The 15,006-nt window shown below is 73.8% G+C and carries 11 protein-coding genes; 4 read left to right on the top strand and 7 right to left on the bottom strand.

The annotated features are described in order from the left end of the window. Nucleotides 1-16: 16 nt before the first annotated feature. The 5 genes from IE263_RS30010 to IE263_RS29990 form a co-directional block, all read right to left on the bottom strand. Entirely contained in the window at nucleotides 17-1,186 is a 1,170-nt protein-coding gene (locus tag IE263_RS30010) for an ATP-binding protein (RefSeq protein ID WP_189940974.1), read from the bottom strand. Nucleotides 1,187-1,221: 35 nt separating this feature from the next. Further along, nucleotides 1,222-6,303: a hypothetical protein gene (locus IE263_RS30005; RefSeq protein ID WP_189940973.1), complete on the bottom strand. Its 5,082-nt coding sequence runs from the start codon at nucleotides 6,301-6,303 to the stop codon at nucleotides 1,222-1,224. Then, entirely contained in the window at nucleotides 6,300-7,154 is an 855-nt protein-coding gene (locus IE263_RS30000) for a DUF4132 domain-containing protein (protein ID WP_189940972.1), read from the bottom strand. The genes IE263_RS30005 and IE263_RS30000 overlap by 4 nt, the downstream gene beginning before the upstream one ends. 185 nt (nucleotides 7,155-7,339) lie before the next feature. Further along, entirely contained in the window at nucleotides 7,340-7,837 is a 498-nt protein-coding gene (locus tag IE263_RS29995) for a TetR-type transcription factor C-terminal domain-containing protein (RefSeq protein WP_229911241.1), read from the bottom strand. A 65-nt stretch (nucleotides 7,838-7,902) separates the two neighbouring features. Further along, complete coding sequence (locus IE263_RS29990) at nucleotides 7,903-8,466, bottom strand: MBL fold metallo-hydrolase (protein ID WP_189940970.1); 564 nt, start codon at nucleotides 8,464-8,466, stop codon at nucleotides 7,903-7,905. Between the two features lie 213 nt (nucleotides 8,467-8,679). On the opposite strand from IE263_RS29990, the gene IE263_RS29985 reads away from it, so the two are divergent. After that, nucleotides 8,680-10,041: an alpha/beta fold hydrolase gene (locus IE263_RS29985; protein ID WP_189940969.1), complete on the top strand. Its 1,362-nt coding sequence runs from the start codon at nucleotides 8,680-8,682 to the stop codon at nucleotides 10,039-10,041. Nucleotides 10,042-10,161: 120 nt separating this feature from the next. Here the strand turns inward: IE263_RS29985 and IE263_RS29980 are convergent, their stop codons facing one another. Continuing rightward, nucleotides 10,162-10,551: a cold-shock protein gene (locus tag IE263_RS29980; RefSeq protein WP_189940968.1), complete on the bottom strand. Its 390-nt coding sequence runs from the start codon at nucleotides 10,549-10,551 to the stop codon at nucleotides 10,162-10,164. A 90-nt stretch (nucleotides 10,552-10,641) separates the two neighbouring features. Next, nucleotides 10,642-11,508: a LysR family transcriptional regulator gene (locus IE263_RS29975; protein ID WP_189940967.1), complete on the bottom strand. Its 867-nt coding sequence runs from the start codon at nucleotides 11,506-11,508 to the stop codon at nucleotides 10,642-10,644. 185 nt (nucleotides 11,509-11,693) lie between these two features. On the opposite strand from IE263_RS29975, the gene IE263_RS29970 reads away from it, so the two are divergent. The 3 genes from IE263_RS29970 to IE263_RS29960 all read left to right on the top strand — a co-directional run bounded on the left by IE263_RS29970 (nucleotide 11,694) and on the right by IE263_RS29960 (nucleotide 14,983). Then, nucleotides 11,694-12,500: an EamA family transporter gene (locus IE263_RS29970; protein WP_373312123.1), complete on the top strand. Its 807-nt coding sequence runs from the start codon at nucleotides 11,694-11,696 to the stop codon at nucleotides 12,498-12,500. A 409-nt stretch (nucleotides 12,501-12,909) separates the two neighbouring features. Then, nucleotides 12,910-13,290: a protein kinase domain-containing protein gene (locus IE263_RS29965; RefSeq protein ID WP_189940966.1), complete on the top strand. Its 381-nt coding sequence runs from the start codon at nucleotides 12,910-12,912 to the stop codon at nucleotides 13,288-13,290. A gap of 85 nt (nucleotides 13,291-13,375) precedes the next feature. Then, complete coding sequence (locus tag IE263_RS29960; protein WP_229911239.1) at nucleotides 13,376-14,983, top strand: ISL3 family transposase; 1,608 nt, start codon at nucleotides 13,376-13,378, stop codon at nucleotides 14,981-14,983. Nucleotides 14,984-15,006: the final 23 nt, after the last annotated feature.

Raw genomic sequence — 15,006 nt, 5'->3', positions numbered from 1 at the left:
GAGAGGGACACGGCCGTCAGCCCTCCAGGACCGTACGCAGGTCCCACAGGGTGCGCCAGGTGGCGGAACCCTGTTCGGCGCGGCGCCGCACGGGACCGTCCCAGTAGCCGCGCAGCCGGGCCGCGTCGGCGGGGTCGTCCTTGCGGACCACGCCGAGCAGATGCCCCGGCAGCAGACCGAGCACATCACGGTCCCCCGGGAAGTACGCCGCCGCGAGGGCGAGCGCGCCCGCGACGGACACCGCCTCCGCGGTGCTCATCACCGTGGACGGCCGCTCGACCTCCCAGCCCTCCGCCGACCGGCCCTCGCGCAGGTCACGGAAGGCGGTGACCAGGGCCTCCAGCACGGCGTCGTCCACCTGGAACGGCGCCCCAGCCCGCTCCACGGACGCCCGCGCCTGACTGCGCACCAGCGCGGTCTCCGCGTCGAGGTCCGGAATCGGGCCGACCGTCTCGAAGTTGAAGCGGCGCTTGAGAGCCGCGGACATCTCGGAGACGCCCTTGTCGCGCAGGTTGGCGGTGGCGATGAGGTTGAAGCCGGGCGCCGCGTGCGCCAGGGCGTCCTCGGTGCCCGCCAGCTCGGGGACGGCGATGCGCCGCTCGGAGAGCAACGACACCAGGGAGTCCTGCACCTCGGGCAGACAGCGGGTGACCTCCTCGACCCGGGCGATGGCGCCCCGGCGCATGGCGGTCAGCACCGGCGAGGGCACCAGCGCCTGCCGGCTGGGGCCCTGCGCCAGCAACAGGGCGTAGTTCCAGCCGTACTTGAGCTGGTCCTCCGTCGTGCCCGCCGTGCCCTGCACGACCAGGCCGCTGGTGCCGCACACGGCGGCCGACAGCAGCTCGGACAGCATGGACTTGGCGGTGCCGGGCTCGCCGACGAGCAGCAGACCGCGCTCGCCCGCGAGGGTCACCACACACCGCTCGACCAGCGCCCGGTCGCCGACGAACTTGCCCTCGATCACCAGGCGGCGCGGCACCCCGTCCGGCACCTCGGCGCCGTCGGGCAGCTTCAGCGCGCGGCCGTCGCTGCCCATGACGAACGTGACGACCGCGCGCGGGGTGAGCCGCCAGGCCGGTGGACGCGGTCCGTCGTCGTACGCGGCGAGGAAGGCCAGTTCGACGGCGTGCCGGTCCTCGGGCGGGACGATCTGACGGGCCGGGGCGGGGGAGAGGGTGGTGGTCATGGATGCGGGTTCTTCCAGGTGCGGCGGGACGGTGGTCATCGGCGGCGGCCCTTGCGGGTGGCGCGGGTGGTGAGCTCCTCGTAGGCCGGGGCGTCACCGGCGCGGACGCGGTCCCACGCGCGCGTGAACAGTTCCGGCACCGGCACCAGCGGCACCGCGCGGGAGTGGTCGCGGACCGGGTAGAGGCCCTCCTTCCAGACCTCCACCGGCAGCGCGGGCGCCTTGAAGTCGTGCCAGCCGCACGGCAGGAACAGCGTGCGTCCGGCGCGCGGCCGCTTGGCCTCCACGACCAGGTCGGTGGCGGCGAGTTCGGCGCGGGCCTTCTTCATACGGGCGGGCTTCCAGCCGGTCCAGCGGGCGCAGTTGCGGTCCGTGGGGTCGGGCAGGGCCAGCAGCTGGAGGTACAGCGCCGCCGCGTCCTCGCCCAGGCCGTGGGTCCCGGCGACCTCGGCGACCAGCTCCGGCACGCCGGTGGCCGGGTCCTGGGCGTACCCGGCGGGCTCTTCGGGACCCGTCCCGGCGGCGAGCGCGCGGGCGAGTTCGTCGTCGAGGATCGTCCGCAGCGCCCCCAGACCGCTGCCGCGCCCGGCTCCGACCAGCCCTTCGACGAGGCCGAACACGGCGTCGTCCGGCCCGGTGAGCCCGGCCGGGCGCACCAGCACGGCCTCCTGGTCCTGGTACCAGGGGCGCAGGACCAGCGCCTCGCCCAGCCGTGTCAGGCCGTCCGCGTCCGCGCCTCCGGTGGCGGGCAGCCCGTACGCCTTGCGCAGCTGGGTCGCGGTCGCCCCGCCCTTCTCCGCCCAGGAGACGTCCAGGTCGAGCAGCAGCCCCGGGTCGGCGATGCGGCGGCGCAGCGCGGCGAGCCCCTCGGGCAGGGCGGCGCGCAGCGGGTGCCCGTAGGGCAGGGAGTAGGCGAGCCCGGCCAGGGCGGCCACGGCGCGCGACAGGTCCCAGCGGCCGGGCAGGGCCCGAGGGTCCTCCGGGACCAGATCGCCGTCCTTGTCCCGGCGCAGGACCGTGGTGCGGCTGATCCACGGTGTGCGCGCCGGGTTGAGGACCTCCTCGGCGGAGCCGGTGGGCAGGCCCGCGAGGGAGAGCTCCCCGGCGAGGTCCTCAGGCAGGCGGACGACCCCGTCGAACCGCTCGGCCCACACCCGGCCCGCCGCGCCCGTGTCCGGGCCGGACGTCCACAGGTCGCCGAGGTTCTCGGGCAGCAGCGCGCCGATGAGCGCCGCCCGGTTGCCGGCCCCGAGCGAGGCCAGCAGACCGTCGCCGAGGTCCTTCTGACGCGGCTTCAGCCCGGTCGCGGCGACCACTTCGTCGGTGAGCTGTGCCGGCTTCCCGGCGAGGAGCAGCGCCGCCTGCACGGGCCCCAGCCCGCCCCCGGTCGCGGCGGCGAGGGTCTCGGGTGCCTCCGCCTGCCAGGGCGCGGCGCCCTTGTCCCGGACCAGCCGGGTCAGGGCGGCGAGCGCGTCGGCGGGGAAGACCGGCGGGTGCGCGGTCTCCTTCTCCAGGGTGAAGTGCGCGACCGCGCCGAACACGCCGGCCGGATCGTGGTCCAGGGCCAGCCAGTTCACCCGTCCGGCCTGGCGGTCGACGTTCTGGCAGCCGAGGACGACGACGGTACGGCCCTGGCGGCGCAGCACCTGACCGACCCGCTCCTGCTTGTCGTGCGGCTCGCTCAGCAGGACCTCGCGCAGCGCGCCGCCGGGAGCGGCCAGCGGCCCGTCCGTGACCGCCTCGAACAGCAGAAGCAGCGCCTCGCGGTGCGTCTCGGTGAGGGCGGGCGAGGCGGCGCGGTAGGCGAGCGGGCGCAGCGCGTCCAGGACGGACAGCCAGACCAGGCCGATGCCCGGGATGGTGAAGTCGTCGCTCTGCCAGCCGTCCGCGGTGGCGGTGAGCCGGGAGCGCTCGGGCAGCGGCTTGCCGTCGGCCGGCTTGCCGGACAGCACGTGGTTCACGGCACGGATCTGCCGCAGGGCGCTCCAGCGCTGGTCGCCGCCCCACCACCCCTGCTGGTCGGCGAGGTCGGCGGTCGCCTCGCGCAGCGTCTGGTCGTCGCCGTACTCGGGGCTGTAGTCGGAGAACATGCCCTCGGCACGTCGCCGGTCCACCCGCGGCCGCTCCACCGGAGGCGCCACGAACGCGGCGGTCGACTCCGCGAGCCGCAGCACCGCACGCACGAGAGAGGCGACACCGGTGAGCAGGTGCGGCTCGGTCAGCGCGGGCAGGGAACGGGAGACGGCCTCCCGAAGCACCTCGTCGGCGGTCGGGACGACGGGCTTGTCGTCGGCAGCCGCAGCCGAAGCACCGGCCGGCCTGCCGACCGCCGCCCCAGTGGAAGCACCGGTCGGCCTTCCGCCGGAGGCTGCCGCGGCCGAAGCACCGGCCGCCGCCACCAACGCCGCCCGCTCCGCCAGCGCCTGAGCCCCCGTGCGCAGCAGCTCACCGGCCTGCTCGTCGCTCAGCGCCCGCAGGATCGCCGACGCGCTCTCGTCACGTGGCCGCAACGCGTGCCAGAAGTCGACCGGCGGCACGAGCCGCGTCCCGGCGGCGAACTCACCACCCCGCTCGAGCGGCGTCACCCGGCCCAACTCCACGGCACCGGAGGTGCCGTCACCCGCGTACAGGGCGACCTGCCGGTGCAGGGCGACGACGACGGGCTCGGCGCCGCCGGGCAGGCGCAGCGCACCCACCGGCACGCCCGGCACCCGGCCGGGGGCCGTCGGCACGGAGACCGTCCGGCCGTCCGGCGTACCGGCGGTCGTGCGGGCCTCGGCGCCCTCGCCCTCCCTGCGCACCCAGCGCCCGAGCACGGTGCCGTCCGTGCCGAACGGGCTGTGCTCCAGACCGGGTTGGAGGGGCAGCACCGCACAGTGCTGCTGGAGCAGGGTCGCGTCCTCGCGGATGCCGGAGCGCAGGAACGCGGGCAGCGAGGCACGCCCGTGCGTGCCGGTGGCCGGGTCGTACTCCAGCCACACCTGCTGCAGGCCCTGCCTGCCCTGACGCCAGTACGAGGTGCCGTCCCCGAGGATGCGGCGCCCGGCCGGCAGGACCGTGTCGCCGGCGTGCAGCGCGCGCCCGCCGGTGGCCCGGCCGCCGCCGGGCAGCGGGATCGAGGTCTCGCCCGCGTCGCCGCCGCCGTACCAGTGGGCGAGCCGCTCACCGCCGAGCGGGAACACCTCGGTCGGGCGGGCCGACCAGTAACCGAACTGCTTGCTGTCCTGCCGCCACATCACCAGCAGCTCGCCGTCCGCGTAACGGAACGACGGACGCTGCCAGCGGTCCAGCTCCACGGGCAGGCGCAGTTCGTGCTCCAGCAGGATCTCCTGCGGGCCGACGACGATCGCCTTGTGCCGGCGGAAGAGGATCAGCGCGGGCCAGGCCTCCTCCACGATCAGGGTGTCGTCGCGGCCCTGCCGGGTCTCGGCGTCGAGCCGCGGCAGCGCCTCGTCGAGAGCGGGCCAGCCCAGCTCGTCCGGGATGCCGGCGCGCAGGGTGCGCCCGAGCAGCGGCGCGACCTCGTGCGCGGCGACCTCGGCGACGGCGGCCGGGCTGACCCGGGCGGCGACCGTACGGAACGGACGCAGCCGGTCCAGCGCCGCACGCGCGGCGGGCAGGCCGGCCGCGGCGGTCAGCTCGGCGGCCGAGTTCTCCAGCCACTCGCGCAGCACGTCGGCGAGCACCGGGTGTCCGGCCAGGCCCTCCAGCAGGGTCGCGTCGGGACGATGGCCGCTGAGGGTGCCGACGGACACGTACAACAGGCCCCGGCAGCGCGGGTCCGCCGCGGTGGCCGTCAGGTCGCGCCGGCCGGGCAGGGTCTCGGTCAGCCAGCGGTTCAGAGGGAGGAAGACGTCCTGGTCGGCGCCGGGCAGCGTCAGCGGCACGCCCTCCGCCACACACAGGTCGAGCAGGTCGAGGTCTGCGCCGGCGTGCCAGCGGCCCGTGAAGAGGTCCACGGGGCGGCCCTGGGCGCGCAGCCGCGGTGCCATCCGCTCGACGAGCGCGAGCGTGGCCGGCGAGCGGCCGCTGACCGAGCCGCCGTGCTTGCGGTGCAGGGCCCAACGGCTGAGCCAGTCCGCCGCGTCGACGCCGTCCGCCGCCTCGGACTCCCCGGTCAGCAGCAGGTCGGCGCCCGTCTCCGCGAGCAGCGCCAGCCAGAACTCGTCGTCCTCGGTGGTCCGGCCCAGTCCGGCCGGCATGATCTCCAGCAGCCGTGCCCGTACGGCGGGCTGCTGCTCGGCCAGGACGACGAGCGTCGCCCGGTAGGTGTTCCAGAAGGACGCCGGCGCCCGGACCGCCGCCGGTGAGGCGAGCAGGTCCGCGACCAGGGCGCACTCCTCGGTGACCCGGTTCAGCCCGGCGGCCTTGATCAGCCCGCGCGCGTCCTGCGGCAGCGAGGCGTACGGCGGCATGCCGGCGGCGCAGCGCTCCACGGTCAACTGCCGGAACTGCGCCCAGGCGTCGGCCGGGTCGAGCCGTGCCGCGAGAGCCTTCACGTGCTCCTTGAGCGCCTTGACCGTCAGAGCTCCGGCAAAGGCGAACTCCAGGAAGACGGCCCGCTGCCGCTCCTCGTCCACGGCCAGCGCGTGCACCCGCTCGGCTTCGCGGGCCTTGCCGAAGAAGGCGGCGGCGTACGTGGTGTTCTCGTGCTGGAGGAAGACGCGGGCGGCCTGCTCGTAGAAGGTCGGCAGGAAGTGCGGCACGGCCCGGCCGAGCCGTTCGCCGAGCGCCTCGAAGCCCTCCTTGGCGGTGCCGGGGCGGGACTTGGCCTGCCGCGCGAGCCGCTCGACGTCCTTGACCAGCGCCAGCGCGTGGTGTCCGTTCGCCGGGTCGTTGACCAGCGCCCAGGCGGGGAAGCCGAGGGTCTCCTTGCGTACCTGCCCGACCTCGGGGGTCTCCGGCTCCCGGACCAGCCCGAGGAAGTCCAGGGCGAGGTCCTCCGCCTCACCGAGGGTGGCCGGCACCAGCCGCACGATCTTCCGCTCGTCCAGGGCGGGGTGGGTGTAGGTGCGGACGGTGAGGACGTCGGCGTCCTCCCGGTCCGTGCTGCCCGGCGGGAGGACGGCGCCCGCGTCGAGCAGAGCGGCCGCGGTGGTCTCGTCGTACGTCGTCATGCCGCCTGCTCCTCGTCCTCGATGTCGCGCCCGGCGTACAGCGCGGCCGCCATGCGCATGCCCTCCGACCAGGCCACCGGCCCGACCTGACCGAGCTTCAGCACCCGGCCGGCGGGGTCGGTGAAGACCAGGGGGCCGGTCTCCGTCTCCTCGTAGCCGTCGTAGTCGCCGACCCACACGCGGGCCTCGACGCCGCGGCCGTTCTCCAGGACGGAGCAGACGGCGTGTCCGCCGCGCACGCGGTAGCCGAGCTGGGCGGCCCGGCCGTGCAGGAAGCGCAGTTCCTTGAAGACGCCGCCCGCGTAGTCCTCGACGGAGGTGGCCTCGGCGTCGAGCGCGGCGGGCCGCTGCCACACCTCGCGGAAGAGCTGCTGGGCGCGCTGCTCGACGCCGAGTTCGACGGCGAACTCCCGCAGTTCCTCCAGGTCGTCGAGGAGCACGGGGTGCGGCAGGCGGACGAGGTCGGGGGAGATGCGGACAGTGTCGCCGTCGAGGTCGACGAGGCCGAGGCCGCGCTCGGGGTCGGCGTCCCGCAGGAATCCGGCCACCTCGCCGTCGGCTCCGGTGACGACGAGGTCGCGCAGGGCCGCCTGCCAGGCCGGGTCGGGCCACACGCGCGCGAGGACCGCGAACGGCACCGGCAGCGAGCGCACCATCCACCGCTCCACATCGGCCACGCACCGGAGTTCGTGCCGCTCGAGCCACTCGACGAGCTGCCGCAGACCGATCACGACCGGATCGTCTGCGATCTTGGGCGGCACGGACTTCAACCGCCGCCCGGCCGCGTTGCGGCACACCACCTTGCCGTCGTCGAGGGCGACTTCGTAGTCGCCGGCCGACACCCACCCCATGTGTGCCTCCCGCACCCGCAGTGATCAAGTGACGGGAACTCTAGAACAGGCCACTGACAACGAGGCCGGGGCGGGCGCCGAGCGGGCGGTGACACGGGGTCAGGCAGGGCGAAGCCCCAGGTCACCGCCGTGTACTGGGCCTCGCCGAGTGGTCCGCCCGCCGTCCGCCGTGAGGGGTGTTCCGGTCACGGACCGCGACGCGTCCGACGGACATCCCGCGGGGCACACCGGGGGCCCGCCTCAGGCGGCCCGGGCCGCCTCCCACGGGGCCTCGGGGCCGGCGGCAGCTCGGGCCGGTTCCGCTTGAACGCGGCCACCCGCTCCTCCACGTCCGGCACTGCGCTGTCCGACGCGCCGAACCCGCGGAACAGGGTTGCGCAGTACTCGCGCGACAGGAACGCGGGTTCCCAGCGGCCGTCCGGCTCGACCCACTGGTAGGTGTGGTGGTGCAGGTTCAGGAACTGCAAGGTGGCCGGCCGCGGTTCCACCGCGCGGAAGGCGCCCTGCTCAGCGGCTTCCGCGAGCAGACCGGAGACCAGTATGGCTTTCTCCCCTGATGTGACTCTGATGTGACGACGTGTGGGGCCGGCACACCCGTGTCCGCTCAGGGAAGCCTCGGCCCACCCCGGGGGAAGCGGCGCAGGGGACGTCGTCGCCCTGGTTTGCTGGACCGAACGGTGCATTGAAGGACACAGCCTGGTCTGCGGCCTTCCTCGGCCGGCACTTCGCGGCGCAGGGCGGCCAGGCATCAGGCCGGGGTGGCCCCGTCCGGCTCGAAGGCGGCGCCATGGCCGGGGACGATCAGCGCGGGGGAGAGGGCGAGCACCTTGGCGCGCGAGGCGTGCAGGGCCTCCGGGTCGGTGGCGTACGGGTCCTCCGCGGGCCCGTCCGCGCTCCACCACAGGTGGGTGAAGACGACCAGCCCGTCGGCGGTGTCGACGAGCGTGCTGATGTCCTCGGCGGTGTGCCCGGGGGTGGCGGCCAGGCGAATCGACGGCGATATCGCGAAGCCGTCGGCGGGGCGGTCCGTCCACACGTCGTTCTGGTAGATCGCCCAGTGGTCATGGAAGCGGGCCGTGGGGAACAGCGCGGCGTTGAGCGTGTGGTCGGGGTGGTGGTGGCTGAAGACCACGTCGGTGACCCGCTGCGGCGACACGCCCTCCTCGGCCAGCGGATCCAGGATCAGCGCACGGTCGGCGACCATGCCCGGATCGACGACGACCACTGTGTCGCCGTCGCGGACGAGACTGACCGTGCTTGCGGTGCGGGGGCCGACGTAACCGGTGGTCAGCATGCGGAAGGTCGCTGTCATCCCGGCACGGTAACGCCTGCAGGAGGCGGTGGACAGGGCTGAGTCGGCGTTCCTCGAATCGCCCTGCGGCGTTCCGGAATCCGCCCTTGCCGAGGTGCTGATGTTGCGCACTGCATTGACGGCGGTCAGAAATCCGCCCTAGATTCCCTGCCGTCAGCGCACAGGATCCGTACGTTTCCCGCTCCACCTTCCCCACTGACAGGAGCCGCCGACATGCGCGCCCGCACTCGCCCCCGGACCGTTCTCGCCGCCCTGGCGCTGGCCGTGTCCCTCACCCTCACGGCCCCCGCCGCACAGGCGGACACAGAGGCCACGACCCGTCTCACCGGCACCCTCGCCGACGGCGCCACCTGGATCGCCGACGTCCCCGGCGACTGGAACGGCACCCTGCTGGTCTACAGCCACGGCTTCGGCCCCACCGTCGCCCAGAACGCCCCCTCGGCGGCCGTCCGCACCGAACTCCTCGCCCAGGGCTACGCGTTGGCCGGATCCTCCTACGACCCGAACGGCTCCTGGTGGGCCCTGGAGAGCGCGGAGCGCGACCAGTTCGCGACGATCGACGCGGTCACCGCCCGGATCGGCGAGCCCCGGCGCGTCCTCGGCGTCGGCCAGTCGATGGGCGGACTCGTCAACGCCCAGCTCGCCCGCGACGGCGCCGGCCGCATCGACGGCGCCCTCGGCCTGTGCGGCCTGGTCGCGGGAGCCACCGACCTGGACAACTACCAGCTCGACGCGGAGTACACCATCGCCCGGCTGCTCCTCCCCGAGGGGCAGGAGCAGCCGGAACTCGTCCGCTTCGACACCGCCGCCGAGGCCGCCGCCACCGCCGACCGGCTCACCGCGGCCGTCACCGCCGCCCAGGCCACCCCCGAGGGCCGCGCCCGCATCGCTCTGGCCGCCGCCTTCCTCAACCTGCCCGCCTGGGCCCCCGGCGAGACCGCGCCCGCGCCGACCGACTGGGCGGAGCAACAGGAGCAGCAGTACGCGTGGTTCGCGCAGGGCATCCTCGGGTTCGTCGAGTTCGGCCGCTACCAGGTCGAGCAGTCGGTCGGCGGCAACAACTCCTGGAACCGGGGTGTCGACTACGCCCGCCTGCTGGCGGGCTCCCGCCACGCCCCGCAGGTCCACGCCCTGTACCGGGCGGCCGGTCTGGATCTCCGTGCCGACCTCGCCAAGCTCACCGCGGGCGCCACGATCACCGCCGACCCGGCCGCCGTCCGCACCGCCCAGCGCACCTCGTCCGCCGGTCAGGGGCTCGCCGTACCCCTGCTGAACGTGCACACCGTCGCCGACAACCTGGTGCCGGTCGAGCAGGAGCGCCGCTTCGGTGACCGGGTGCGCGCGGCCGGCGACGGCGCGCTGCTGCGCCAGGCGTACGTGGAACGGGTGGGCCACTGCACCTTCACCACTGCGGAGACCGTCGCCGCGCTGCACGCGCTCGAACACCGGGTGGAGACGGGCCGCTGGGACGGGGTCGCGTCCCCGGCCGCCCTTCAGCAGGCGGCGACCGGCCTCGGTCTCGACGGGGCGGCCTATGTGCCCTACCGCCCGGCTCCCCTCACGGTCGGCCGCTGACCGGCCGGGAACGCTGCCCGGGCATCAGTGCCTCGTCCACGTCCGTCGTACGGGACGAGAACCTGCGGACGGCCGGGGCGCACCGCCTCCTTCGGACACGGTGCGCCCCGGCCGCTCCCGTCAGCCCTCGACCCAGCCGTGGTTCTTCGCGAACTGCGCCAGCCCGGAGCGGACCTGGAGGATCTGCTCGGCGGTCAGCGAGGGCGCCGCCGTCAGCAGGGCCTCGGTGACGTCCCGGGTGAACTCCTCCGTGCTGAGCACGTCGCACAGGACGTCGTCGTCGGCCGCCAGCGGCTTGCCGTCCGCGCCCCGCGCGAGCCGCACCCCGGACGCCTTCGGGCCGCGCTCGCCGTCCTCGATCTCGAACTCCACGACGACACCCCGCCGCACCTGCGACTCGGGCATCAGCATGTCGTTCACATGCAGGAAGACGTCCTCGCCGCCGTCGTCGGGCGCGATGAACCCGTAACCACGCTGGCTGTCGAAGCGCACCACACGACCAGCAACCATCCCAACCCCCAGCAACCTCGAAACACCCACGTCGGTGAACCTGACCGGATCGTAGTCATCCCGACGGCCCCCGGGCGACTCCCGGGGGACTCACTGTGCACGGTACAGCCCTGTGAGCAGCTCCATCACCGCCTGGGTCGCCGGATGCGGATCGTCGCGCCACCACACCAGCCGGACGGCGACCGGTTCGGCGTCGCGGACCGGCCGGTAGACGACCCCCGGCCGCGGGTACTGGTAGGCGGTCGCCTCGGCGGTCATGCCGACACCGCGGCCGGTGGCGATCACGGTGAGCCAGTCGTCGACGTCATGGGTCTCCTCCGTGGCCGGCCGCGCGTCCGGCGGCCACAGCTCCGGGGTGGTGGTGCCGGTCCGCCGGTCGATCAGCAGCGTCCGTCCGCTGAGGTCGGCGAGCCGCACCGAGCGGCGCCGGGCCAGCGGATCATCGGCGGCCAGGGCGCACAGCCGCCGCTCCAGACCCACGAGGGCCGAGTCGAACCGCCGGTCGTCCAACGGCCTGCGGACGACCGCCATGTCGCAGGCGCCCTCCGCCAGTCCCGCGCTGGGTGAGTTGACGCGCACCAGCTGGAGATCCGTCTCCGAGTGCTGTGCCGCCCACTGACGCTGGAAGGCGAGGGTGTGACGGCCGAGCGCCGACCAGGCGTAGCCGATCCGCAGCCGGGTGTGGCCCGAGGCGACCTCCCGCACCAGCGAGTCCACCTCGCCGAGGACCCGCCGCGCGTGCGCCGCCACGCGCAACCCGGTCGCGGTCGGCGTCACCACCCGCGAGGTGCGTCTCAACAGCCTGACGCCCAGGGCACGTTCGAGTGAGGCGAGGGTACGGGAGACGGCTGCCTGGGAGACGCCGAGCACCGCCGCCGCATCGGTGAAACCGCCCTCGTCGAGGATCGCCACAAGACAGCGCAGCTGCCGCAGCTCCACATCCGTCCGGCCATCCATGACGTCATCGTATAGATCGCGCGGCGCATGCATTTTGCGCAACGGCGGGTTCGCAGGACGATCCCACCATGCCCGCCGTATCCCCAGCCGCAGGAGCGCCCTCCGCCTCGGTCCCGTCCGCGTCCTCGGCATCGCCCGCGTCCTCGGCGTCGCCCGCCCCGCGGCGGCTCGCCGGGGTGGCCACCATGGTCGGCAGCGGTCTGTCCAACCAGACCGGCGCCGCGATCGGCACCCTCGCCTTCCCCGTGCTCGGCCCGACGGGGGTCGTGGCGGTACGCCAGTACGTCGCCGCGCTCGTCCTGCTGGCCGTCGGCCGCCCCCGTCTACGGGCGCTCACCCGGCACCAGTGGGGGCCGATCCTGCTGCTGGCGCTGGTGTTCGGGACGATGAACCTGTCCCTGTACACCGCGATCGACCGCATCGGCCTCGGGCTCGCGGTGACCCTGGAGTTCCTCGGCCCGCTGACCATCGCCCTGGCCGCCGCGCGCCGCCGTGTCGACGCCTGTTGTGCGGTGATCGCCGCGGCGGGCGCGGTGACGCTGATGCGCCCGCAGCCCTCCACCGACTACGTCGGGATGGGTCTCGGTCTGCTGGCCGCGGCCTGCTGGGCGTCGTACATCCTGCTCAACCGGACCGTCGGGCGGCGCGTGCCCGGTGCACAGGGGTCGGCGGCCGCGGCCGCCGTCTCCGCCCTGCTGTTCCTGCCGGTCGGCGTCGTCCTCGTGCTCCGGAGTCCGCCGACAGCACCGGCCCTCGGCTACGCCGTCGCCGCCGGTGTCCTGGCCTCTGCCGTGCCCTACCTCGCCGACCTGTTCACCCTGCGGCACGTGCCCCCGGCGGCGTTCGGCCTGTTCATGAGCGTCAACCCGGTGCTCGCCGCGCTGGTCGGCTGGATCGGGCTCGGGCAGGGCCTCGGCCTGGTCGACTGGACGGCGATCGCCGCCGTCGTCCTGGCCAACGCCCTGAGCATCCTCACGCCGCGGCGCGGGTGAGACGGCAGGGTCAGGGCCAGGGTCTCAATGGCGTGTTCGTGCGGGGCCCGGGGCGGGAGCTGTCCGCGGCCGTCAGCTTGCCGCCGCGGCGGCAGCGCCGCCCACTACGCGTTCGCCCAGGACCTCGACCTGGCCTCCGTCACCGGCCGCCTCGACGCCGTGGACAGACGCGGCTTCGTGGCGAGGTCAGCGAGCCCGCCTGCCCCGCGACCGCGCTCGCCGGCGTCCTCGAGGCCGGACCACACCTTCTCGCCCCCGAATACCGGGAGACGGCCCGTCAGTTCGCCGAGCTGATGCTGTACGAGGGGAGGAGTGGCACGACGCGCGCAAACTCGGGATGACTCTCGACACGATCCTGTTCTGGTTCCACTGATTGCGCCGAAGCCCCTCCTCACGTCACGTTGGTCCCATGAGGCAGGTGGGCTGGCGGCGGGGGGCACTGCTTCTCGGCCTGTACGAGGTGCTCGACGTCATCGAGAGCGGCGGCATGGGTCTGGTGTACCGGGTCCTGCACCGCGACTGGAACGTTGATCTCGCGGTCAAGGTGCCCAAGCCCGAGCGGACGGACACGGTCGACCGGCGCGCCCGGTTCGAGCGAGAGGCGGGGACCTGGGTCGGCCTCGGACCCCATCCGAACGTCGTCAACTGCGTCTACGTCCGCCGTGTGGACGACCACCCGTGCGTGTTCGCCGAGTGGGTCGACGGCGGCTCGCTGGCCGACCTCGTACGGGACGGACGGCTGTACACCGACGGCGGTTCTGGCTCAGGTTCTGTGACGCGGCCACCCTGAGTGACGGCTGAGCTTCTCCGGGCAGTAGGTGAAGTCGCCCGAAAATGAGCCGTGGTCAAGGCGGTGGGGATGACAGTTCGGGGCCGTGGAAGAGATCGTGCTCCGGTTGAAGGAGCTGTTGTTCCCGTCGATCGCGGACGTTGCGGTGCTGTCGGTGGACGTGAGCATCGCGATAGTGCGGGTCGACGCGGAATGCACTGCGAACGGTGCCGCTTGCCCGGCGTGCGGGGTCTGGTCGAACCGGGTTCATGGTTCGTACCTGCGGTTTCCCGCTGATGTGCCCAGCGCCGGACGAAGCGTTGTTCTTCAGCTGAGGGTCCGCCGGTTCGCCTGCGGGAACTCGGGGTGCACCCGCCGCACCTTCGTCGAGCAGATACCCGGCCTGACCCGTCGGCACGGTCAGCGGACCGAGCGGCTGCGCGCGACGCTGGCTGCGGTCGGTCTCGCCCTGGCGGGCCGTGCCGGCGCCCGCCTGAGCTCCGCGCTCGGGGTCTGCGTCAGCCGGAGCACCGTCCTGCGCCTGGTCGACGCCCTTCCCGAGCCGGAAGTGCCCGCCCCGCGTGTGGTCGGCGTTGACGAGTACGCCACCCGCAAGGGCCGCTACTACGGCACCGTTCTCGTCGACGTCGAAACCCGCCGCCCTGTCGACCTGCTGCCCGACCGGGAGGCATCGAGCCTGGCGGCCTGGCTCGCCGATCGGCCCGGCGTCGAGGTCGTGTGCAGGGACCGGGCGCCGTTCTTCGCCGAGGGCGCCACCGCCGGTGCACCGCAGGCCATCCAGGTCGCGGACCGGTGGCATCTCTGGCACAACCTCAGCGAGGCCACCGAGCGGAGCGTCGCCCAGCACCGTCGCTGCCTCCGCGCTCTGGTCCCCACGGTCCCCGAATCCGGACCTGAACCCAAGGCTGTTCTGGCTGCGGACTCGTCCGGTTCTCCTTGGCCGCGCGGGCACCGATTCGCCGACCGGACCCGGGCCCGGCATGCCGCCGTCCACGCACTGCTGATGGCGGGACACAGCCGGCGCTCGGTCCAGCGGCAGCTCGGGATGACCTATCGCACCGTCAAGCAGTTCGCCGACGCCGCGACGCCGGAAGAGCTGTTCACCGGTCAGTGGCAGAACCGGCCCTCCGTCCTCGACGACTACAAGCCATATCTGGACGACCGCTGGAGCGAGGGCTGCACCAAGGCCTGGAAGCTGTGGGAGGAGATCGTGCCACTCGGCTACAAGGGCAGCTACCAGCGCGTTCGCGCCTACCTGCACGACAAGCGCACCTCACCGCAGCCGGTGACCGCCCGGCCGCCCTCGCCCCGGACCGTCGCCGGATGGATCCTCCGCCGTCCGGACACCCTCACCGAGACCGAGCAACTCCAGCTCAAGGCTGTCCGGACGCACTGCTCCGAACTCGACGCCCTCACCGGGCACGTCCGCTCCTTCGCGACCATGCTCACCGAGCGCCAGGGCGAGCGCCTGCCCGACTGGCTCGACGCCGTCCGGCAGGACGACCTGCCCAGCCTCCACACCCTCGCCGCGGGCATCGACCGCGACCGCGACGCCGTCATCGCCGGCCTCACTCTGCCGTGGAGTTCTGGCGTCGTCGAAGGGCACGTCAACCGGATCAAGATGCTCAAGCGCCAGATGTTCGGCCGGGCCGGCTTCCAGCTGCTGAGGAAGCGAGTCCTGCTCGCAGGATGAGCTCTGGTGCCGTGCGATAGATT

The sequence above is a fragment of the Streptomyces aurantiogriseus genome, from assembly GCF_014649375.1.
Lineage (GTDB): Bacteria > Actinomycetota > Actinomycetes > Streptomycetales > Streptomycetaceae > Streptomyces > Streptomyces aurantiogriseus.
This window is presented reverse-complemented; position numbering and strand designations above follow the sequence as displayed.